This window comes from Flavitalea plasmicola, assembly GCF_030546645.1.
Taxonomy (GTDB): domain Bacteria; phylum Bacteroidota; class Bacteroidia; order Chitinophagales; family Chitinophagaceae; genus Puia.
Genome location: NZ_JAUOTO010000001.1, coordinates 482,489 through 504,874, shown reverse-complemented (window position 1 = coordinate 504,874; position 22,386 = coordinate 482,489). Strand labels below are relative to the sequence as shown.

At 52.0% G+C, this 22,386-nt stretch carries 13 protein-coding genes; 2 read left to right on the top strand and 11 right to left on the bottom strand.

What is annotated here, in order from left to right; translation table 11 throughout:
- Positions 1–11 precede the first annotated feature (11 nt).
- From Q4E93_RS01940 to Q4E93_RS01915, 6 genes are all read right to left on the bottom strand, one after another.
- Entirely contained in the window at positions 12–1,691 is a 1,680-nt protein-coding gene (locus Q4E93_RS01940) for a cellulase family glycosylhydrolase (RefSeq protein WP_303582400.1), read from the bottom strand.
- A gap of 55 nt (positions 1,692–1,746) precedes the next feature.
- Complete coding sequence (locus Q4E93_RS01935) at positions 1,747–4,686, bottom strand: triple tyrosine motif-containing protein (protein ID WP_303582399.1); 2,940 nt, start codon at positions 4,684–4,686, stop codon at positions 1,747–1,749.
- A 33-nt stretch (positions 4,687–4,719) separates the two neighbouring features.
- Positions 4,720–5,946, bottom strand: a complete 1,227-nt coding sequence (locus Q4E93_RS01930; protein ID WP_303582398.1) for a cytochrome c3 family protein — start codon at positions 5,944–5,946, stop codon at positions 4,720–4,722.
- Complete coding sequence (locus tag Q4E93_RS01925) at positions 5,937–7,463, bottom strand: RagB/SusD family nutrient uptake outer membrane protein (RefSeq protein ID WP_303582397.1); 1,527 nt, start codon at positions 7,461–7,463, stop codon at positions 5,937–5,939. The genes Q4E93_RS01930 and Q4E93_RS01925 overlap by 10 nt, the downstream gene beginning before the upstream one ends.
- A gap of 23 nt (positions 7,464–7,486) precedes the next feature.
- Positions 7,487–10,663 (bottom strand): SusC/RagA family TonB-linked outer membrane protein, encoded by a 3,177-nt coding sequence (locus tag Q4E93_RS01920; RefSeq protein WP_303582396.1) that lies wholly within the window; start codon positions 10,661–10,663, stop codon positions 7,487–7,489.
- Positions 10,664–10,849: 186 nt separating this feature from the next.
- Positions 10,850–11,272 carry a hypothetical protein gene (locus tag Q4E93_RS01915; RefSeq protein WP_303582395.1) on the bottom strand — a complete coding sequence of 141 codons (423 nt, stop codon included), beginning with the start codon at positions 11,270–11,272 and terminating at the stop codon, positions 10,850–10,852.
- A 183-nt stretch (positions 11,273–11,455) separates the two neighbouring features.
- Between Q4E93_RS01915 and Q4E93_RS01910 the strand changes: the two genes are divergently transcribed.
- Both Q4E93_RS01910 and Q4E93_RS01905 read left to right on the top strand, forming a co-directional pair.
- Complete coding sequence (locus Q4E93_RS01910; protein ID WP_303582394.1) at positions 11,456–12,589, top strand: FG-GAP-like repeat-containing protein; 1,134 nt, start codon at positions 11,456–11,458, stop codon at positions 12,587–12,589.
- Positions 12,590–12,597: 8 nt separating this feature from the next.
- Positions 12,598–13,803 carry a DUF3179 domain-containing (seleno)protein gene (locus Q4E93_RS01905; RefSeq protein ID WP_303582393.1) on the top strand — a complete coding sequence of 402 codons (1,206 nt, stop codon included), beginning with the start codon at positions 12,598–12,600 and terminating at the stop codon, positions 13,801–13,803.
- Here the strand turns inward: Q4E93_RS01905 and Q4E93_RS01900 are convergent.
- From Q4E93_RS01900 to Q4E93_RS01880, 5 genes are all read right to left on the bottom strand, one after another.
- Entirely contained in the window at positions 13,784–14,191 is a 408-nt protein-coding gene (locus Q4E93_RS01900) for a hypothetical protein (protein WP_303582392.1), read from the bottom strand. The genes Q4E93_RS01905 and Q4E93_RS01900 overlap by 20 nt on opposite strands.
- 275 nt (positions 14,192–14,466) lie before the next feature.
- Positions 14,467–15,045: a hypothetical protein gene (locus Q4E93_RS01895; protein ID WP_303582391.1), complete on the bottom strand. Its 579-nt coding sequence runs from the start codon at positions 15,043–15,045 to the stop codon at positions 14,467–14,469.
- Between the two features lie 16 nt (positions 15,046–15,061).
- The gene (locus Q4E93_RS01890) at positions 15,062–19,141 is read right to left on the bottom strand and encodes an RHS repeat-associated core domain-containing protein (protein WP_303582390.1); all 4,080 of its coding nucleotides are present in this window, start codon (positions 19,139–19,141) and stop codon (positions 15,062–15,064) included.
- Positions 19,142–19,152: 11 nt separating this feature from the next.
- Positions 19,153–20,526 carry a hypothetical protein gene (locus Q4E93_RS01885; RefSeq protein ID WP_303582389.1) on the bottom strand — a complete coding sequence of 458 codons (1,374 nt, stop codon included), beginning with the start codon at positions 20,524–20,526 and terminating at the stop codon, positions 19,153–19,155.
- Positions 20,527–20,528: 2 nt separating this feature from the next.
- On the bottom strand, positions 20,529–22,346 hold the full coding sequence (locus Q4E93_RS01880; protein WP_303582388.1) for a type VI secretion system Vgr family protein: 1,818 nt from the start codon (positions 22,344–22,346) through the stop codon (positions 20,529–20,531).
- Positions 22,347–22,386: the final 40 nt, after the last annotated feature.

Here is a 22,386-nt window from a genome sequence, read left to right as displayed (position 1 = left end):
TGCCAAGATATTCAATTCCTGACAAACCGCATCTCCCTGAAAACGAACCCTCCTTTGACGGCTATCACCTTCAGCCTGTTCAATCCTGCCTTTAAGTAAATGTGCTTTATTTCTACAGACTGGCCGCTGACGGGGATATTCCCGGCCAACGGCCTTCCCCCGGACAGGAGGGATAGCCGGCCGTTGTCCCCTGACGGGGAAAAGGAAAAAACGACCGTGTAGGTACCGGGATCCGTGACATTCACCGTGTATTGCAGCCATTCCCCCTCTTCGATGCTAAAGACACTGTAGCCCAGCGAGTCTTTCTGAATGTCCACGCCGTCATTGCGATAAGCCGCGCCGCGATTGCCTGTCGTACGGATGGGCGGAGAAACGTATTGGTAGCGAGCGGTATCGTTGTCCAGATAAGCCGACCCATTGCGACCCAGATCATAGTCGACTGCCGCTACTACGGACCCATTTTTTATCCAGTGGGGTTTAAAGGGGATCGCCTCCGCGGAAGCAACCTGCCTGAACATCGCGTCGACTACCTCCTTATGACAGATGTTGTTCTCCATCTTAATATTCTGCAGGAGTTCATCAAGCGCGGCTTCTGCTGCAGGGACAGAGGGTTTGGGACCATTCTTCAGCCAATAGTCCAGCAACAGCTGATACGATGGCGTCACCTTTATTTCAAGGGGATTACTAATGCCCATCTTTTTCAATGGCCACCAGCACCACCCGATATTATTCGATTCCACCAGCTGGATGGCCTGCGTAAACCATGTATTCGAATTTTCGCCTGACTCACCCAGCCACAGCGGCACGTTGTATTTGTCCTGCCAATCGAGGAAATTCCGAATGCTGGCCCGGGTGTTGAAGTTGCCGTATTTATGGAAGCTGAGCACCATATTATCATCCCACAATGGAAAGATGCCATTATAGTTATTTCCGAAGCCATTGCCTTCAACAATAATGATGTGCGTCGTATCCACTTCCCTGATGGCGGCAGTGATCCGCATCATCAGCGTCCGCAAAGGCTTATTCGTCTTTTCTTTCGTACCCCTGACGTCCTGGGGGTCTTCAAACCCCCAATTGGGCTCATTAATGATGTCGTACCCGCCGATGGCCGGATCGCCGGCATATCTTTCAGCCAGCTTTCTCCATAGTGCAATTGTCTTTCCCTGATTGGCCTCGCTTTCCCACAGAGAGGGCCTGGAAGGGTCCCTGTCCGATATGTTGAGGTCATTACCCTGCCCGCCCGGCGTGGCATGCAGATCCAATATAAGGTACATATGATTGACCTTGCACCAGGCCAGCAGGCTGTCGGTGATTGCAAACCCTTTGGGCAGCCAGGTATTTTGTCCGGGCACCGGCTCCGCCTCCACCGGAAGGGTATAAAGCCCGTAATGCATGGGCAGCCTGATGGAATTAAAGCCCCAGGCGGCCAATGAATCGATGTCCCTTTTGGTGGTGTGGTTTTTCAGCCAGGCATCGTAAAACCTGTCTGTCTTCTCATTTCCTATCAGCTCCGCTATCTTTTGTCTTATACGGTGCTGCTGCCCGATGGCGCCGATGCGGAGCATATAACCTTCCTGCAGCATCCAGCCGCCCAACCCCATTCCCCTCAGGATGAATGTCTTTCCATTGCCGTCAACGATCGTCTTTCCCTTTGCTTTCAAAAATCCGTTGACCTGCCCAAATGTAAGCATTGAACAAATTGACAGCGCTGCGAGAAACGGTATACTTTTTTTCACGATGTTTTTTTTAAAGCTTGTTTTGATCTGTATTTCCTACTGCTGCGAGGAAATCAAATAAAGAGATATCATTGGCCAGGGAGAGCTTTTTTCTAAGCCTGTACCGGCTGCTCTCCACGCCCCGGACAGAAAGATTCAACAGGTCGGCGATGGCCTTTGTAGACAGATTGAGCCTCAGATACGCGCACAGCTTCAGGTCGGCGGCCGTAAGCAATGGGTGATCCTCTTTCAGGATCTTTAAGAAATCGTTATTGGATTTATCGAAATACTGTGAGAACCGCTCCCAATCATCGATACTCTCCAGCTGCTCGTTAATGATCTTGATGATCCTGCGCAGGTTCCTTGTTCTTTTTTCCGGCTCATGCTCTTCCTGGATGATCAATATTTCATCCTTTATCTTATTCAGTAATTCCCGTTTTTGCAACAGGTTCATCGTATTAGAGGCCAGCTGTGCATTATTATGCTCTACCTCTGCCTCCAGCTTGATATTTTTCAGCCGGATGATCTCTTTTTCGTTCTTCTCCATTTCCAGCTGGTGCCGGTACTGCAGCTGTTGCTGCTCTTCCTCGAATGCTTCCCTTTGCTTCCTTAGCCGGTTGGCATGCTGGACGAGGTATTTCTTCTGCTGGCGTTTATAAAAGAAATAAAGAATGGCTGTGAGCAGGACCACATACATACCATACGCCAGAATGGTATTGTACCAGGGCGGCGAGATCGTGAATATGAACTGGCTTACCGACGACTGATGACCAATGTCGTTCCTGGCCCTGACCTGGAATATATAATTACCTGCGGGCAGATTGGTATAAGACCGCTCTGTTTTCCGGGACCAGGATGACCATTCCTTTTCATATCCCATCAGCCGGCACTTGTACTCCACTATGCCGCCGAAGCAGGGCGAAGAGAATTCAAAATGAAGCGAGTTCCATTTATACCTGATGTCATGCTGAAATTTGACCAGGTCGCCCGTGTCACCCGCAGACTGCCCTGCCAGATACCCGCCAAACAGCGTGCTGTCCCTTTTATGGGAGGCGGTTACTGTCCGCAGGAGGACATTGATGCTGTGATCCGTCTTCTTATATTTCTCATAGTCGATGTGATAGAACCCTATTTCCCCCGCGATCAGCACATTGTTCTTATTCACCGGATAGATGAATTCCTCATCGTTGCCCAGGATGCTGTTGTTGAGCTCAGAGAAATAAATGATAGCAGGATCTTCGGGCGATGAGAGGTCCACCACGCCGGGGCTTTTCCCTTCCACGAACCAAATATTCCCCTGGGTGTCTTCCCTTAAATAGGAAGGGGGGGCGGCCCCGAACAGTTTTTTGAAAAACTCCGACTCCCTGAAATCGCCGATGGCGCTGTCATAAGAGAATATCCCTTTCCTGGTGGCCAATACGATCTGGCCGCGGATCTTAAAAAGGTGGTTATGCCCGGCTGACAGGAGGTTATGTACATCTTTATAGGGCTGATTCGACAGTCCGCCTGTATCGTTGATGGAAAGCTTATAAAGGCCCTGGTAAGGGTGGGCAACCCATATATCTCTTCCGCTGACGACAATGTATTTAGCGGATTCGAAGGAGGTATGGATTTTCGGGTTCAGGAACTCACCGGCTGCAAAATGGTACAGGTTGACGCCATTGTATGTACCGGCGATCACACGCGGGCAGGGAACCCGGGCATCCAGGGGTTGAAAGAACCAGAAACCTGTGGAGGTGTCCAATGGTACGCAGCTGTTGTTCCTGACAGCGTATGCGCCATCATTTCGTCCTACCAGCAGCTGGTTGTTGACCACGGAAAGCCCCCAGATCAGCCCGTTGCCATTCTTCACCAGGCTGAGACTTTTCTGCATACCACTCATATCGTTGCCCGGCCCGACGGGTACATTATAAAGTCCTACACCCGTGCCTATATAAAGCTGGTTGTCGTAGATGGCGGCGGAATAGCCAGGGCTTTTGCTCTCATGATTAGGGGTGATATGGTTGATGGGGCTATTATAGATCACCAGGTCAATGCCATTGTTCAGCCCCAGCCATATATTCTTTTCCTTGTCCACAAAAGCCGTGTTCACCGTATTGGATTGAAGTCCTTCCTGTTTGGTGAGGTGCTGTACGATCCCGGCCCTGGTATCGATGACATAATACCCGCCTAACCTGGTAGCAATGACGGTGAGGGAAGTATCGATGGCCTGCGCAAAATTTATGATCTCCGACGCCAGTATGGCGGTGGAGGGCGTTTCAAATTTATTAATGGCATTATCGTGGATGATATATACGCCGGTTTTTAAGGTCGTTAATAAAATATCCTGTGTCCCAAAGTCGGAGACGCTCCTCACTGAAACCTTATCATTCGAAAAATCTAATTTATTGCCGAGGGGCTGCCATTGTCCATCCTTGAAAAGGACGAGGCCTTTCTCATATTGCTGGCCGATCACCTCCCCCCTGCTTACGCCCAGAAATCCCCAGTTGATGCTTTTAAAAGCCGTGATCCTGCCATCGTGGTACCGGAAGATCCTTTTGTTGCTCCGGAAGAAGATGTCTTTCCTGCACTGTACTACATGCCAGACATCGCTGAACTCGGTCTCGCCGGGTGGTATCAGCTGTTTCAGGGACTGGTAGGTCAAGCCTCCTTTTTTGTCAAAAAAGAAATACCCGATCTCCTGCTGTCCTCCAATGTAGATCCTGTCATCCGCGACTTTCAGGGACCTGACGATGCTGCCGTTGGGTAAGGGGTAGGTTTTCCAGTAATTGCCATCGAAGACCAGGAGGCCATCGTCATTGGCGAAATACAGCAGCCCTCTCCTATCCTGGTCAACGGCCCTGTTCTGGTTACCGGATTCATACACTTTTTTAGAATAGTTGATGATCTCCGGGATCAGGATGCCGTTCTGAGCAGGAACATGTGTAGTAGTAAGCAGCGCCAGCAATATGGTCGACCATTGTTTTATCATGTGTTGCATCATGCCTAATCAACGAATATACTGCTATTTATAAATTCCGATTTTATGTGTTCTGACCAGGTAGGGAATGTTTTTGACCCCTATCCCATTATTAAAGTATATGGTTTTAGAAGTTTGTAACGGCATATGGCAATCGATACAGTTTGCGCCGACCAGGTTGAAGTCCCTTTTCTTTTGTTCATTGTCCTTCAGGACGTCTATTGCATGGCTGGAGCCCTGGTGGCAGTCCATGCATTTGGCTGCAAAGCCGGTCGGTCTGTTGTCCTTGTCCTCCGGCATATGCGGGGAGTGACAGGTCGTGCAGGTCATGGCTGTCTTTATGAAGCACCTGCTTGCCTGGAGCAGCTGTACCTGCTTGCCATGTACGTCGGGTTCGCCGGCGCCGGACCCGAAATCGGGAAAATAGAAATGGGATAAGGTGTCGCCGGGCGCAAAAGCAAAAAGCGACCATTGTGGTTCCCGGTCATTCCCGGAATGACAAACGGCGCAGATATCCAGCTGCTGCTGCCGGGTCAGGGACCTTATGGGGACGATGTATTTTGCTGTTTTTGCGGAGGGGTTCTCCTGCTGGTACTTCACATGCTGCAGGGCAGGTCCGTGACATCTTTCGCAATCTATTCCGTAGACGATGGAGGCCTTATCCAGGGCCTCGACGGTGGTCAGCGCTCCCGTCTGCTGCACCACCCTGTTGGCATAGGAAGCGTGGCATTCGAAACAACGGACCCCGATGGTCCTTTCATATCTTGCGTGACGGGGGGAAAACCCGGGGCTATTCGCCCAGGCATGCATACTGGCGTACCAGGTGAGGGGAAGCTGATAGAGCTGATCATCCTTCCAATAGCCGTAGGTCTGCGCTTTTTCACCCGACCCGAAAGCAATGTCGAACTTTTCGGAAGCTGTTCTCCTGTCAGCCGAAAAGCTGGATTGGAAAAAGGCGTTATCATTTTCTTCCACGCTGACATGGCTGGAGTCGGAGAAGTAAAAGGGCTCCTTGGACGAAGAGGCGATCAGTTGTTTCAGGCGCTGCCCATTGACGGACGATGATGTCCTGTAATGATTGCTATGTGTATACGAGCTGCATTCACTTTGGTGACAGCTCATGCACGCATTGGCGCCTGCATACTGATCGCCTCTGGGATCGATGCCTGTCAATGAATTACCATTGAAGCACCGTGAAAAAAAGACTGTCAGCGCCATAAGCATGCTGATGACGAAAATGATCCTGAGGTTCCTCATGAAAACTATTTCCATTCATCGTTTTGCACAAGCTTCGTATTATTGAGCTCGGCCTGAGGAATGGGGAATATTTCGTGCTTGTGCGCGACAAAGCCTTTTGAGGCCAGTACGGTGGCGGCCTTGCCCCAGCGTACCAGGTCCAGCCAGCGTTGCCCTTCACCAGCCAGCTCAAGCCTTCTTTCTTTCTCGATGTTGTCCTGGGTGACAGCCACTTCCGGCAAGCCTACCCTTGCCCGGACTGCATTCAGCAGCTTATAGGCCCTGCTGCCGGCGCTTACGTCGGCGCCCGCATTCATCAGGGCTTCGGCCTCCATCATGTACGTATCCGCCAGCCGGATCTCATACTCATCCTGGCTGAAGTTCAGCTCGGGCGTGTTGGCTGCCTTGGCTGAAACGCGTCCGATGAATTTACCGAGGAAGTAACCGGTGTTGTTATATCCTGCCGAATAGTTAGCAAGGCCGTTGGACTTCAGGCTGTCCAGGTCGGCGACGGTGGCGACATATCTTGGGTCGCCATGCATGACATTCTGAGCGAAGTCCTTGGTGAAGACAAGGAAGCTATAGCCGGAAAAATAATCGGGCGCGGTCGCCTTCAGCTGTGAATAGGACCTTGGCCCGGTGGTGATACACAGCAGGTTGCCTTCGGAGGCGCCGGCGTCGGCCCAACCGCCGTTGGATTTGCTGCTATGTACGAACTCCACCACTGACTCTGCATTGAACTTTTTAGAAGGGTTCCACAGGTCGGCATAGCTGGCCAGCAATTTATAACCATAGATAGAAGGGTCCACGCCGGGATTGGGGCCATTGACATCCGCAAACTGGTCGGCGGCCGCCTGCCATTTCTTTTCGTATAGCAATACTTTGCCGAGGATGGCCTTGGCGCTGCCCTGGGTGAGCCGACCGCCCTCCGTGGCTACGGGGACCGTTGCAGGGAGATCCGGGATGGCCTCGGTGAGGTTTTTCTCCACATAGGCATATATTTTATCGGGCGTAGTCTGCACAATGGAATACAGGCTGTCGATGGACACGGTGCCTTCGATCAAAGGGATATTCCTGAAAAAGGTGACCAGGTCAAAATAAAATGCGGCGCGCATGGTCTTCACCTCTGCGGTATACCGGGCCAGCGTTGCGGCATCCAGGTGACAGTCGCCCAGCTTCGACAGCAGCACGTTGGCACGGTAGATACCTGAATAGCCCCTGCTCCATAAATAGGCCTGCGGGCCCGTGGTGGGTGTCAGGGTATACAGCTGCATTACCTGCAGGTCGTTGATATCGGTGGCGTTGCCGCCGCCGGCCAGCTGGTCGTCGCCGGCTACATCCATGATCGCCGCCTTGTCGTAGAGGCCGCCGCTCTGGAATGCAAAACGGTCATACACTGCGACCAGGGCTGCGAATGCATCTGCCGGGGTTTTATAAAAGTCACCGATGGGGATGCGGTTTTGAGGATTGACGTCCAGTTCTTTTTTACAGGAACTTATACACTGCAGGCTTAGTATAAGCGTTGCGATGTATACAAGAGTCTTCGATTTCATATGAGTTTTTGTTTAAGTAGTTATTAGAATCCAACATTTACACCTACCAGGAAAGCCCGGGGCTGCACATAGGTACCGCGATCTATGCCATATTGTGCACCGCCGCCCGAATCAGGGCTTACGCCGATCTCGGGGTTATAGCCGCTGTACTTCGTGATGGTGAAGAGGTTTTCGCTCAACACATATGCGCGCAGGTTCTTCATGCCCCACCTGTTGGCAAGCGCTTTGGGAAAGGTGTAACCCAGCTGGATCGTTCTCAGCCGGAAGAAAGTTCCACTTTCCAGGTAGAAGCCGGACATTTTGGCGTAGTTGCCATTTGGATCACCATCCACCAGCCTCGCTACATTGGTGTTGGTATTGGCGGCCGTCCAGGCATTGAAATATTTTTTCGTGTAGTTGGCTGTGGCGATATCCAATCTCCGGAGACCCTGGAAGATCTTATTGCCGCCGGAGCCGCTGCCGAATATGACAAAGTCGAAGTTCTTATATCCCAGGTTGATGGTCATTCCATAGCTCACCGTTGGATTGGGATTGCCCAGATAAGTACGGTCGTCCACGCCAATGCTGTTGTCGCCATTCAGATTGGCCCATTTCATATCTCCGGGTTTGGCATTGGGCTGCAGCTTATTTCCATTGGGGCCTGTATAGTGATCGATCTCGTCCTGTGTCTGGAAGACGCCGAGGGCTTTGTAACCATAAAATTGTTGATAAGGCAGCCCCAGACCGGTGCGGGTGATATTGCCGAGATTCTGGAAGGTGGCGCTGTTGTCCTCGATGAACTTTTGTCCGGGGATCATCTTCGTCACCTTGTTCTTATAGAAGGAGATGTTCCCATTGACGCCAAAATTAAGCTCGCCGATCTTCTTTCTGTAGCCCAGCTCCATTTCCAATCCCGTATTCTCTATGTCATCGAAGTTCTGGGCAAAGCTGCCGTAGCCTGCATAGGCGGGTATGGTGGGGTTTTGCAGGATGCCCACCGTCTTCTTTTTATAAACGTCCATTGTAAATGTCAGGCTGTTCAGCAGGACGGCATCCAGGCCGATGTCGGTCTGACGGGTCTCTTCCCATTTCAGGTCGGCGCGGGCGGGTCCGCTGGGACTGAAACCCAGGTACACGGCATCGGTGGTTCCAAATGAATAGTTCCGCTGGCCGCCCGGGTCTACCGTGGTGACATATGCGAAGTCGCCGATGCCATCATTTCCGGTGACGCCATAGCTGGCGCGGATCTTCAGGTTATTCAGCACATTGCCGGATGGAAAGAAAGACTCCCTGGTGGGTACCCATCCTACAGACACGGAGGGGAAGTAGCCAAACCTGTTGTCGGACCCAAAACGGGAGGACCCATCCCGGCGGATAAGCGCGGTCAGCAGGTACTTTTCATCATAGTTATACTGGAGACGAGAGAAGAGGGAGTTGATCCGGTGATCTGTCCCATCGGACCCGCTGCTGTTCTGTCTGTCCTGCGGCAGGGTGGTGAAACGGAACGAGGCCTGGTCGAAGTAATTGGCATAAATGTTATTGTATTGCACGGTGGCGCCCCGGGCATTCCCGTCCTTATACTCGCCCCAGCCTGCCAGCAACGTGACATTGTGCCTGTCGAAGATCTTGTTATAGGCGATCGTATTCTCGACATTCCAATTGATGATCCAGTTCTCCTGGCGATTTAAGTTGGTCTGGCCGATGGAAGTAGAATTGTTATAGAAAACAGAAGGGCTGAACGTCTCCGATCCATAGAAAGCTATCTTCGTTCCCAGGGAAGAATGGATGACAAGTCCTTTCACGGGGGTGATATCGACAAATGCATTACCGACGATGTTGTGGTCCCATGCATAGTTACCCAGCCTGTTGTGGATGATGGCCAGTGGGTTCTTTATTTCCTGTCCTACATAAGGCGAAATGCCATACAGTCTGCCGGAGGGGTCCCTGGTGGCTGCGGCCAGGTTGGTAGCATTGTTCCAGGGATAAAAGTTTTTCTGCTTTGCGGTATCGGTAATAATGGTTGGGGTGATAGGATCGAGATTGAGGGCGGAGTTCACGATGCCGCCAAATTCGCGGTTGACCTCGCCTACCCCGCTGTTCTTGCCGTAGCTGTAGCCCACGTTCTCGCCAAAGCTAAGCCAGGAAGCCGGCTTGAACTGGGTGTTGATCCGGAAGTTCATCCGCCTCCATTTGGAAATGGGGGTAGCGATCACGCCTTTGATATCATTATATCCAAATGAAGTGAAGAAGGTGGACTTGTCCGTGCCGCCGCTGATGCTGAGTTCGTGATTCATTTTGGGCGCGCTGTAGTTGAAGATCTGCTTCTGCCAGTCTGTGCCCGCGCCGAATATGGATGAATCGGCAAAGGCTGCGGGTTTGCCTGCCGCCCGCAGCGATTGGTTCCTTAATGTGGCATATTGCATAGCATTCGCCACGGTGACTTTTTTGCCGGGCGTCTGGGTACCGTAAAAACCGGAGTAGTTGATCCGGAGAGCCCCGGTCTTTCCTTTTTTGGTGGTGATGAGGATGACCCCTGCGGCGGCGCGGGTACCATAGATGGCTGCCGAAGCGCCATCTTTCAGCACTTCGATGGATTCGATATCGTCTTCGTTGAGATAACCGATGCCCCCGTTGTCGATGACCACGCCATCGACTACCCATAAAGGGTTATTCTTATCATTGCCAAAGGAGGTAAATCCTCTCAGACGCACAGTCGATGCAGCGCCCGGCTGGCCGGAAACGGAAGATATGGTCAGGCCGGATGTGCGACCTTGTAAGGCCTGCTCCACCCGGACAACCGGTTGATTTTCAAGATCCGACGCCCTTACACTGGAGATGGCGCCCGTGACGACGCTCTTGCGTTGCGTACCATACCCTACCACCACGACCTCATCCATTTTCGACGAGGCTGTCTGTTCCAGTGAGACATCCAGGGTGCCGGAGGCCGGGATATTGATGTCCTGGCTGGCCATGCCAACATAGGAGATGGTCAGGATCTTTCCCGTCCCGGGGACATTGACCTTGAAACTGCCATCAGTCGCCGTCGTTGTTGCTACCCTTGTCCCTTTAATCGAAACGGTGGCGCCCGGAAGTGGCTGCCCGCTCACTTTGGAAGTAACAGTACCGGTGACTGTCCGGTTTTGAGCGAAGGCGGGGATGGTAAAAACGAGAAAATTAAAAAAAAGCAGTACATGAATGTGCAGCAGAAGTTTTGCGTTCATACAACAAGCATTTAGATCGGTGTGGTTAAAATTTGCGAACCGTTTGACACCGCCAAAATATCGTTGTGCTCAACTTTTTCCAATAAAAGAGCTACTGCATTGCTACGTCAGCTAAAAAATAGGGCATAAAAAAGTGACCAAGCTGTTGGCCTGGTCACTCTTACGCATAGCACATTTAAATAATGATTATTTACCCGGGTTCTTGTTCTGACCCTGTCCGGATCCTTTGCCCCCTTTATTCTGTTGATCCTGTTCCTGGTTTTTATCCTTTTGGGACCATTGGTCCTTCTGCTGGCTGCTGCCAGTCTTGCCCATGTCCTGTTTGCCTTGTCCCTGCCCCTGCTGTCCTTCTTTTCCCGGACCCCACATATTCTGCGGCTCTTCCGTATCACGCGAAGCATTCACCGGGGCACCATCATTGTTGGTGATATGCTGGCTCTTTCCCCTCACCTGCTGATCTGCCTCATTGTCTTGCTGGGCATTCTGCGATCCGGACATATTCTCAGGAGAAGGCTTTTTGCCTGTTTGCTCCTTTTGCTGTTGCTCCACGGCAGATTGATCTCCTTTGTTCTTGTCTGTCTGGCGGATGGGTTGATCTGAATTTTGCATAACAATCGTTTTTAAAGGTGAATGAATAAATAAGTGACTGCAATTCTTTTGCCATGCAAAGGGAACTGAAGGTGTTGATTGGCATTATTTTATGTATTAATGGCTGGTACGAGCGGTTATGAGGGGGCTCATGGCTTTGCGATATAATACCTATATTCCACTCAACATAAAAAAATTATTGCCATGGGAAAATCCTGGCCCTTCTTTCCGCTGGCTCTTTTGTCCCTGACTGTTGCCGCACAGTCCGTCCATTTCCAAAAGCACCAATTGACCAATGAGTTTATTTCCGAAGGCGTGGCTGTCGGCGATGTCAACAAGGACGGCAAGCCGGACATCCTGGCCGGCGCCTATTGGTTCGAAGCTCCCCATTGGACGAGACATGCCATAGCTGAAGGAAAACATTACGCGCCAGCTACTGCGTTCAGCAATTCTTTTTTGGATTTTACCATGGATGTAAACCAGGACGGCTGGATAGATCTCATACGTATCAGCCTGCCCGGGGAAGAAGCGGTGTGGTATGAGAACCCTGGCCGTAGAGAAGGCTATTGGCCCATGCATCCCCTGCTGAAAAATGCCGGCAATGAGTCCCCGGCCCTGGTGGATGTCGATGGTGATGGCCGTCCCGACCTGCTATGCAATGATCCTGTGGCGAAGGAAATGATCTGGCTGAAATCGCCGGTGAAAAAAGGCGATTCGCTTTGGAAAAGATATGTCATTGCCAGGGGGAATATTCCGGGCGTCAACAGGTATACGCACGGACTTGGCCTGATCGATATGAATGGCGATGGGCGGCGTGATGTAGTCATCACCAAAGGCTGGTGGGAATGCCCTGCTGATCCAACATCCTCCGACTGGGCATTTCACACTGCCGACCTGGGGGAAGATTGTTCGCAGATCTATGCCCTCGATGTAAATATGGATGGGAAAAAGGAGATCATCACTGCCTCTGCACACAATTACGGCATCTGGTGGCATGAAAAGGTGGACACCGGCTGGATCCATCATGTCATTTACAAGGAGTTCTCCGAGTCGCACGGAATGGCTATGGCCGATGTGAACAACGATGGACATCCGGACCTGGTGACGGGGAAACGGTATTTTGCGCACAATGGAGAAGACCCGGGTGCATTGGAGCCGTCTGTTCTGTATTGGTTTGAGTTCAGGCCGGGTGCTATCCCGAAGTGGGTGCCACATGAAATTGACAATGATTCCGGCGTGGGGTTGCAGGTGCTGGTGCAGGATATGAACAAGGATGGGTTGCCGGATATAATTGTCGCCAATAAGAAAGGGGTGTTCTTTTTTGAAAGAAAACTGTAAATTAAGGTATGAAACGCTTGCTACTATTCACCGGCATTATCATCCTGTTCGCCACCGAGATCCTACGGGTATACTTTATCATGCCTTTCCCCGGCAGCCAGCACAGGAACACGATCGACCTCGCTTATTTTATCCACAGGAACAGATTGTTCCTGCGATTGCTTGGTCTGCTCCTGGTCATTGTCCCTTTGTATCGATCCCTTGTGAAAGGCAAGACCTGGTCCAGGATCCTGCTGACGATGGTAATGGTGCTCTATGCCGTGGTTTTCTATTTCTTCAATTTCCGATTTGAGGCCGACAAAATGTTCTATCAGCCCGGGACGATCCGGTTTGCCGACGCGGCTACCAATACTATTCCCTTGAACAAGCTAGTCATCGGCGTCACTATCAATGATGCGTCCAAGGCTTACCCGGTGCAAGTCATCGGCTATCATCACCAGGTGAGGGATACCGTGGGGAACACGCCGGTCATGATCACTTATTGCACTGTGTGCAGAACAGGCAGGGTATTCAGTCCACTGGTGAATGGCAGAAGCGAAACATTCAGGCTGGTGGGCATGGACCATTTCAACGCCATGTTCGAGGACGCGACGACAAAAAGCTGGTGGCAGCAGGCCACCGGCGTGTCGATAGCGGGACCATTAAAAAGCCAGCGGCTCGCCGAGATCCCTTCTTCGCAGTCTTCACTCAGCGATTGGATCGCACAACATCCGGATACAAAGATCCTTCAGCCGGATACGGTTTATAAGAAACAATATGAGGACCTGGCGGACTATGATAAAGGGACCATCAAGGGAAGCCTTGAAAAAAGGGATTCCGGATCATGGAAAATGAAATCCTGGGTCGTGGGCATAGCAACGAAGGATCATACAAAAGCTTATGACTGGAACGACCTGATCAGGCATCAGCTGATACAGGATACGGTGGGCGATACACCTGTCTTATTATTGCCGGGCACAGACTCCACCACCTTCTATGTATGGAACAGGAATCTGAAAGGGCAGGTGCTCCAATTCGAAAGATTGCCGGGAAGTGCCACCATAAAGGACGGCAATACGGGATCTACCTGGACCTTAAACGGAAAATGTACAGCCGGAACGCTGAAAGATCAGCAATTACAGGCTGTACAGTCTTACCAGGAGTTCTGGCATTCATGGAGCAATTTCCATCCGGGCACTACCCGGTATAGAGATCCTAATGCCTTGGAAAAATAATAGCCAGGGCCAGCAGTCCCACATAAGGCAGGAACAAAACACTGATGGAGATGGCAAAATGCCAGCGCCTCATCGGGTGCTTATTCGACTGTCTCTCATACTTACCAAAGATCTTCTGATCGCGATCCTTGAAAATAAAAATGTAGTGGAAGAGGACGGCCGTCAGCATGTAGATAGCAACGGCAAAAAAAGTGGATTCTCCTTTTGATGCAAAACGGCCATGCTTGACCAGATGTAAATAAAGCGACTCCAGCAATAAGATCCAACCTCCTGAACCTAGGGAAAATAAATACATTGTCTGCATACGGGGATTAAAACTGGGCCTCAATTGGCTGGTCCTGTAGAAATAGTTGTAGAGATTGAAATACAGAAAATCTACATGTTTCATAGTTTTCAAATTAGGGTATCGGGAATTACGGATTACGGACATAATGATAACGGTTTTTCATTGAATAAAGTACTGTCAAATTTAGGGTCGAAAACCAATAAACTGGTGCTCAAAGACTTAGAAATCAAGGTTTTTAGGTAATTTTTTCAGGCATTGGTACACAAAGGATTATAAGGATAGGTGCTTCCGAAAAAACAGTCCATATCTATCCCTTTGCAGGCTAAGTGAAATGTCTTATTTCCACTTTTTTTTACAGGAGAATAACCTGGAAATAGCTATTGCTTTTCCCGGAACAGGTGCTTTTGATCGCTGGTGGCGGGCTTGCCGGAACGAAGATATTCCAGCATATGCGTTTGAGCAGAGAATTCGGCCTGATACAGCGGGTGACCTAACATGTCGTCACTGTCTGTCATGCCGAGCGCTTCTGTCAATATTACATCGATGATATTGAGAGGAAGGCTGGAGGACCCGCCCAATAAAATATGCGTCCTGTCCCTTATAAAAAGCAAGGCGTTGTAGAAGCCGCTGATCAGGTTGGCCTGCCCGGATCCGTCTCTTTCATCCTGGTCCAGCGCCTCATAAATGTCATCGTTCTCCAGCGCTTCCACGTATTCTTCCATCAGGTCTTCGTCGATCTTTGCCGGGCCCTTATCTACCACGTACCACAAAAAAGCCAGGACCTCGCTGAGATCCAGGTCTTCCTCTTCCAGGAACTTTTCGTTCAGTGCGGCTCCATACTGTCTGTACAGCTCTTCCGTTATCCAGACGGCAAAGAACAGTTGTTTCTGAAAAGGCAGGCCATCCAGGCTTTTTAAGACCTGTTCTTTGTATCCCGATAAAGTTATTGTCTGCATAAATGACTATTCAAATTTATGATGCGCATTCCACATGCGGTTTGCAATTGGCGCAGGATTCATTTTTCTGATGCGCCGCCCAGGAGATGCCCCATTTAGGGAATTTAGTGCCCTTGGGCGCATTGCGGATGATCACCCTTTCCGCGTGATTGGCCAGCCTGGTGGCTTTTCGATCATTTTCGATCATCTCCCTGGCGGCCTTGCCGGAGTATATATTTTGTTCCGGCACACCCATTTCGATCAGCTTGTCACGCTGTCCCTTTCTGAAGCGGGCCCCGCTGCCGGCGGCAAAAAGCTGTGTCCCTCCATTATTGGGCAGCTCACCTTGTCCAATAGCGATCGTTTGACTTCTGAAAGCCCTTGGATCATCCGCCACCAGGTTGTGTACCGTCTTTGCCATATCCGCCAGCTTATCGTCGAATATAGGTGTCAGGCCCAGCAGGTCCGTCCAGTAATTCGGATCGCTGACGTAGCTGTAGGTATTGGTACCACCTTCCAGGCGAATGGGATCCTGGCTGATATAGGTGCCTTCTTCGGGGCTGTAATAGCGGAACCGGTTGTAGTACAATCCTGTCTCCACATCTTCATACTGTCCCTGGTACCGGAAGGGCATATCTTCCCGCCGGCCAGCTAAAGATCGCACTCTTCCATAAATATCCAATACCCCTTCCCAGGATTTTTTGCCTTCCTCGTCATAGAGCGCCTGGGGGGTGCCCAGGTAGTCACAGACTACGCTCCATGCGTGTCCATCTTCCAGCCTGGCGGCGGGGCTAAACCCGTCCGCATCGAATACCCAGGTAGTTATCTTTTCGGTGGGCTCCTGTTCGCTGTGCTCCAGCTGCCCTTCTCCGTTGACGATGGGCTTTGGGCGCCGGCTTTCGGCATACGTCCATTCATGCAGCATGGTGTTGCCATCCCAGACATAACGGGTGACTTTTCCGTCAAAGGTCTTCTCTATCCTTCTTCCCAACGCATCATATTTAAAGCAGACGGCTTTCCCGTCAGGCCTGATCACTCTTGCCAGCATACCATTGGCCTGCCATTGGTATTGCGATTTTTTTCCTGTGGTTTTTTCCGTCTTACGGGTGAGGTGCCCTTCCTCGTCGTAGGAGTAGGTATGGGTGCGACTCTCCAGCAGGGCGCCTCCGGTGCTGTAGTGGCGGTCGCTCTTATCTTTTGTGCCATATACATTGCCTGTCTCATCCATGGTACGGTGTACCATAGCGCTATCCGCATATTGGGCGAAAACAAGATTGTTCCATGCATCCTGCCTGAAGCTGGTGCGGGTCTGGCTCAACCCATCGACGATGCTGGTGAGACGGTCGCCGGCTTCCCAGGTATATTTTTTCCAATCGACGGCAACTTTGTTTCTAAGGACCTTGTGGTGCCCGATATGGCCGGCAGCGTCATAGGACCGGGTGCTCACCAGTTCTCCCGGCAACCGCCGCATGATCTCCTGCCCTCCGCTGTTATACTGTACCTGGCAGCTCCATTGCGCTTCGGGCGTCCTCACCTTCAAACCTACGGGGAGCGCGGATCTGTCGCGATCGATGTCAATAGCTGCGCCAAGGCTGCTTTTCACGCTCACGCGATTACCCAGCTTGTCGTACCTGCTCTGCACATAGTACTCGTCCTGCCATTCCGACTCCACCAAACCCAGCTTGTCGCGCCGGAACTGAATAGTAGTGTGTTCATTCGAGGCCTCTGTCATATTACCGGTCTTGTCATAACGGAAGAATTCCCAGCTGCCGTCATGGTATTCCGTGCGGATGATCCTCCCATTGGCATCGTATTCATAGGCTGTATGACGCCCGCCGGGTCTTTCCACTCTTGCTACCTTGCCTGCGGCATCCCGCCGATAGCTTCTCCGAAGTCCGTCAAACCCTGTTTCCCCAATGATCTCGCCTCTCGCATTATACTCCAGGCGATAATACTGCCCCGTCTCGTTTACGACGGCTTTCAGCTGCTGCGCACTGTTATAAATATATTGCTGCTCGATGCCATTGTGGTTCCTTCTACAGAGATTGCCCAGGGGAGTATAGTCATATTCCAGCCGTCCATTCCTGTCCGTGACTACTGTCACTTCGGTATAAGCATTATATTCCAGGCCGATGTTATTGCCATCGGGCAGGTACATACGGCGAAGGCGGCAAAGCGCATCATATTCATAATGCTTTATCTGACCTTCGGCGTCGATGGCCCGGGTGCAATTGCCCATGTGATCATATTGCCATAGCGCAATACCTCCTGTCCATTCCATGCGGGCGAGGTTCTCATCCTCATCATATTGAAAGGTTGTTTTCTCTTTACCATTAAAGACCATGGCCGACACCTGACCTTTGTCATTGTATTCATAGGCGGTGGTCTGGCCATTGGGATAGTTGATAAAGCGGAGGCGCCTTTCCGCATCGTATCCATAGCTGTCACTGTTGCCATCGGGATGTATGATCAGCTTTACCTGGTGGTGCTCGTTGTAAAAGAGCTGGGTGCTCGTGTGATCGGGCATGATCCTTTCTTTCAGCCAGCCGTGTTCGTTGTACACATATCCTGTGACATTCCCCACTTCATCTGTCTGACGGAAGACCTGCAGGTCATCCGTGTATTCGGTGTAGCGGCTGGAGCCGTAATGGTCCGTCTCCCGGACACAGCAATTGTTCTCGTCGTACCAGTAGGTGGTGATATTACCCAGGCTGTCCGTGACCTCGGTGCGGCCGCTGTGGTATCTTATCCAGCCCTCCTGTATGCCGCCGTCGCCCCAGGTATGTACGCAGCGATGCTGCTCGTCGTACTCCCAGTAAAAGCTTTGCCCGTTGCGGTCTGTCTTGCGCACCATCAGGTGGTCGTTGTACTCCATGCGGGTGACCTGTCCCAGCGCATCCGTCACGGCGGCCAGATCGCCCGCTTCGTTATATGCATAGGTGACGAGCGTCTGTAATTTCCCCTGGTGGTGCAGATCGACACGGAAGATGTGTTCGCGGTCCCGGTGGAGCAGCAGTCTCCTGCCAGCGCTGTCGGTGACGGCTGTCAGCAGTTGACGATCGTAATGCAGCTGGATGCGGTGTCCGCTGTAATTTTCGATGAATGACAGTTGAACGATGTCGGAAGGACCTAAATGATTAAAATGGAGATAGAGGGAAGCATTGTAGTCTTCCAACAAAAAATGCCCGTTCTGCTTCCGTCGCAGCAGCAATTTTTCCTGCCGGTGGTAGTATTCCTCACCAGGTTCCAGCCAGGGAAAGGCAGCCACTCTTCCGTCTTCCAGCAGGAGCGCCATCGCATCTTCCTCCTTCATCAATATGATATAGCGGTCGTAGCAGAAATGGATGCCATGCCCAAACGAACCTTCCATGGCGGAGTCGCTGTCCCAGTTCCTCAGCCACAGCAAAGGGATGGGCCCGGGCAGCTCAAAGTCTGCATATTCATAGTTCACGCGACCGGTGACCAGGTCCACGGGCTCGAAGCCCATCTTACATAATGCCTTTTTGAGCTTCCCGCTGGCGCCCAGTTTTGCCGACAGCTTGCCGGACATTTTTTTCATTGCAGCGGCCGCGATCTTCCCCAGCACCTTCAGGAAACAGCCGAATACAAAAGCCTTCAGCAGCGCAAGCAGGCTGAAATTGGGCACCAGCGGGCCGCCGACATTGACGGGCGCCCCCCATTGCAGCGGGATGCAGTAAGAAGTTGGCAGGTAAAGGGAGGGGATCGGTATGAACTTGCGGCCGGGCCGGAAGCTCAGCGGAATGCCGATGTCATTACAGGTCATCAGCATATAGCCTGCGCCGCTCATGGGAGCGCCATCCACCATCACTTTTTTGCTGCCGAAGAAATTCTGGCTGTTATGCCCGATGATGGGGAAAAGGGTAAAACCTGCGCCAAAAGGTATATGCACGAAGGTGATGATCATGCCCATGGTGTCCGTATTGCCACGGGGTACGCCATTCACCTTTACCGTAGCTCCGATGAAGGGGATATAATCGAAGGGATCGATCACCAGCCCGATGTATGGATGCGGGATGGGTACAAAAGGGAACGGCAGGTTCACAAAGTGAATGTCGATACCGATCACTGGTTTTAAATGTGTGTTGACGACGTACATAATGCTGTTTATTAATCTTCCATCAGCGCCTGTTGTTCCACTTCCCGCACCCGCTGGCGCGTGTAGTTCTTTTCCATCTCTTCCACTTCTTCCCGCCAGCCGGGACCGCAAGCCTGCTGCATTTTTTCTTCCACCTGCTGTCGCAAGCCGGCCCATTTGTCCAGTCTGTCCTGTACGAATGCGGCTGCCAGGAAAGGATATTCCGAGGAAAGGATCTCTTCCGGGCCCAGCTTGTCCGTCAGCTGCATGGCGGCGAGCACGGCTTTATCCTTTTCGGTATCGAAATTCCTGTAGCGGGCGAAGATGAATGTCTTATACCAGGCGGATATGGATTGTGTGAAAAAGCCGAAAGCCGCGGCCTCTTCGCCCATACGCATAAACCAGCCCAGCGCCTCCTTTCTTTGCTTGCGGATCTGACAATGCGATCCTTTGTAGGCGTAGTATTGAAGGAGCAGGGACTTCATGCTTTCTTCCCCTTTTCCTATGCCTTTTATGCAAACCTGCAAACCTTCTTCCAGCAGGGTATCTATTTTTTCATGCGTCTTAAAATTGAACAGCATCCCGGCATAGGAGATGCAGGCAGTGGCCAGCAGGAGGGCGTCGCCGGATCTCCTGCCAAGTGCCAGGGCTTTTTCACCCCAGTCCTGTGTTCCTTGCCTGTCTTTTTTCGCGGAGGCTTCGCCCATCCCGAACAGGCATTGCCGGAAGGAGGCCTGCGGATCGGTGGCGGCGCCGGCGGTGGCGATCTCGCGGATAGCCTGTTCCATACGCAGGTCGTGCTGCATGGTGCAGCTGTGGGAGGGATGTTTGTCGAATATTGCGCCCCAGAAATTGCCCTGGGCATGATCGAAGAGCAACAGTTGAATGCCGTCGGGCAGGTCCTGTCGCATCCAGGTTTCCAGCCAGGCGGCGAAGGCAGGGGGCGAGGGCATTTCTTTGGGCAGGAGGGCGAGTACCAGGTTCGTGCCGGGCATGCCCAGCCATTCCCGGTAGGAGCGGGTCATTTGTGGGAGCAGGGCGACACAGGCGGCGTGATCTTCGGCTGCGACGGCTGTCCTGAAGATAGTCGTGTCCCATTCACCCCTGACTCCTGCCGCAGCCAATATTTTCTTTTGCTCCGTGTTGTCATCGTACTCCTGCAGCCAGTTGGCCATTATAGCATGGCTGAAGTTTTCCGTCTCCCGGAAAGGCGTATAAAAAAATACAAAGAGATTGTTCAGGCTGCCATGTTGGGATGCTTCCAGCCGGCAAAACCCTTCGTACATGCGGTGGTCCTCCGGGCGCAGCATCCACCTGATCAGCCGATGCCGGGGACGGACTTCCTGTTGCCATTGCCGTGCCATGGCATTCAGTCGCTGCATAATGGGATTGTGCGGATGTATCATAGCTATGTATTGAGGTTGACCATGCCGCCACGGATATTCGTGACGTCCTTCCCGTTGGCTTCCACCATCGTGCTGTTCAGCGTGACCTTGCTGTTCCCGTTGAGGGTCACCTCCGTATTGGCGGATGCTTCCACTTTGTTCTGGGATTCCAGGCTTATCATGGTCTCGGACTGGACGGTGACATTGTTCTTGCCGAAGAGCGTGGCTGTCTCGGACAGCTGACCATCCAGTTTTTTTGATTCCAGGTACACTTCGTTCTCGGCCAGCATGGTGATCTTCTTCGTCTGGAAAATAATTTCATCCGTGGCATTGATGGTCACGGTCTTATTTGATTTGAAAGTAATATTGCCGGCCCCGTCCATCATCATGCTGTTGCCGTCCTTGTCCTCCACGAACACGCTGCCAGCGGCGTCGTTCATGATGACCTTATTTCCACTACGGGTCTGCAGCGCTTTTACGTCGTTGCCGCCATTGCTGAAAGCGTTGCTGGCGGCGCCATGGTACACGGTGCCTATCACATAGGGCTTGACGGCGCTGTCGCCTTCGAAGCCGGCGATGATCTCCTCTCCCACCTCGGGTATGAAGAACATGCCTTTGCCGCCGCCGCCATGCGGGCTGGTGACCCTTATCCATGGTGTTTTTTCCGATCCGTTCATCCAATAGAATTTCACCCGCACCCTTCCCAGGCCTTTCGGATCGTGGTTGTCGGTGACCACGGCGCTCTGCGCCTCGCAGGGAGGCGCCATCGGGGTTGCAACGGGCGGAACCTTTATGCTGGAGGGGACTGCCACGAAATCGTTGTTGTAATTACCTTGTCCGTCGGCAAAATGATTGACGGACACCACGGTGTAATCGCCATAGGTCTCGTCGCCCTGGCTGAAGAAGTTCTTCCCCTGAATGCTCACCTGGCCTCCGACATTGACGCCGGGATGACCGCTGGCGCCGTTGAAGCGCACATGATTGCTGCTTTGCATGGCAGACTGGATATTGACGACGTCGTCCAGCTGTTTTTTATTCGTTAAAAAATGATTGTTCCAGACTTTTGGCTGGGCGGCATAGACGGTCTGGCTGGCCTGGAGGGCAATCTTGCCCAGGTCGTTGAGACCCGCCCGTCCTTCGATACCGCTGGGTGTACTCGTATATACCTGGTGGTTCATATAGTCATAGGCCATCATCTGAAGGGCGGCAGGCCGCACCTGCAGGGCCATGGTAAAACGGCTGAGCGTGCTGCCGAAAGTGAGCGCAGTGTTATTGCCTCCCGCGGGAGGACCGATCACCAGCGAGCGGCCGTCGTAATACAGCCATTCGCCGTAGGTGGCGCAGAGACGGGAGAGGAACTGCCAGGCTGTCTCTTTGTACTGGACATAATAGGCCAATGTCTCGGGATACAGCGGGGCGATCTTCGGGTTCAGCAAATTCTGCGGGAAGTGCTTCAGGACATCCTGTGCGATGTTCTTCACCGCCTTTTTTTCCCAGCTCTTGCAATGGGGGCCATTGTCCAGGATGATGGTGGGGCTGTGTCCCGTGATGATGATGTCTCCCGTATAACTGGAAAAGCGGGAGGTCTCCACCTGGGTGACGACGCCGCTGAAACGAAGCTGTCCATCCATGCCCACGGAATTGATCTGTGCGGTCAGGGTGGCCCCCATCAGGTTTTTCGACTGATGGAATATATTGCCCGTGCTGCCGTCGATGGAGACGGCGGGGCACACCAGCCTGAAGACATGGTGTGAAAATATGCCCTGGGTTAGCTGAAAAGATGAAAATTGCGTGATAGGGTCACCGGCAATGCTGATATTCGTGCTGACTAGCTGTGCCATAAAAAATAGTATCGTTTATGGTGTGTAGCACCGGCAGGGG

Coding starts and splice junctions, on each gene's coding strand:
- Q4E93_RS01940 (WP_303582400.1), bottom strand. CDS start 1,691: ATGCTTACATTTGGGCAGGTCAACGGATTTTTGAAAGCAAAGGGAAAG.
- Q4E93_RS01935 (WP_303582399.1), bottom strand. CDS start 4,686: ATGATAAAACAATGGTCGACCATATTGCTGGCGCTGCTTACTACTACA.
- Q4E93_RS01930 (WP_303582398.1), bottom strand. CDS start 5,946: ATGGAAATAGTTTTCATGAGGAACCTCAGGATCATTTTCGTCATCAGC.
- Q4E93_RS01925 (WP_303582397.1), bottom strand. CDS start 7,463: ATGAAATCGAAGACTCTTGTATACATCGCAACGCTTATACTAAGCCTG.
- Q4E93_RS01920 (WP_303582396.1), bottom strand. CDS start 10,663: ATGAACGCAAAACTTCTGCTGCACATTCATGTACTGCTTTTTTTTAAT.
- Q4E93_RS01915 (WP_303582395.1), bottom strand. CDS start 11,272: ATGCAAAATTCAGATCAACCCATCCGCCAGACAGACAAGAACAAAGGA.
- Q4E93_RS01910 (WP_303582394.1), top strand. CDS start 11,456: ATGGGAAAATCCTGGCCCTTCTTTCCGCTGGCTCTTTTGTCCCTGACT.
- Q4E93_RS01905 (WP_303582393.1), top strand. CDS start 12,598: ATGAAACGCTTGCTACTATTCACCGGCATTATCATCCTGTTCGCCACC.
- Q4E93_RS01900 (WP_303582392.1), bottom strand. CDS start 14,191: ATGAAACATGTAGATTTTCTGTATTTCAATCTCTACAACTATTTCTAC.
- Q4E93_RS01895 (WP_303582391.1), bottom strand. CDS start 15,045: ATGCAGACAATAACTTTATCGGGATACAAAGAACAGGTCTTAAAAAGC.
- Q4E93_RS01890 (WP_303582390.1), bottom strand. CDS start 19,141: ATGTACGTCGTCAACACACATTTAAAACCAGTGATCGGTATCGACATT.
- Q4E93_RS01885 (WP_303582389.1), bottom strand. CDS start 20,526: ATGATACATCCGCACAATCCCATTATGCAGCGACTGAATGCCATGGCA.
- Q4E93_RS01880 (WP_303582388.1), bottom strand. CDS start 22,346: ATGGCACAGCTAGTCAGCACGAATATCAGCATTGCCGGTGACCCTATC.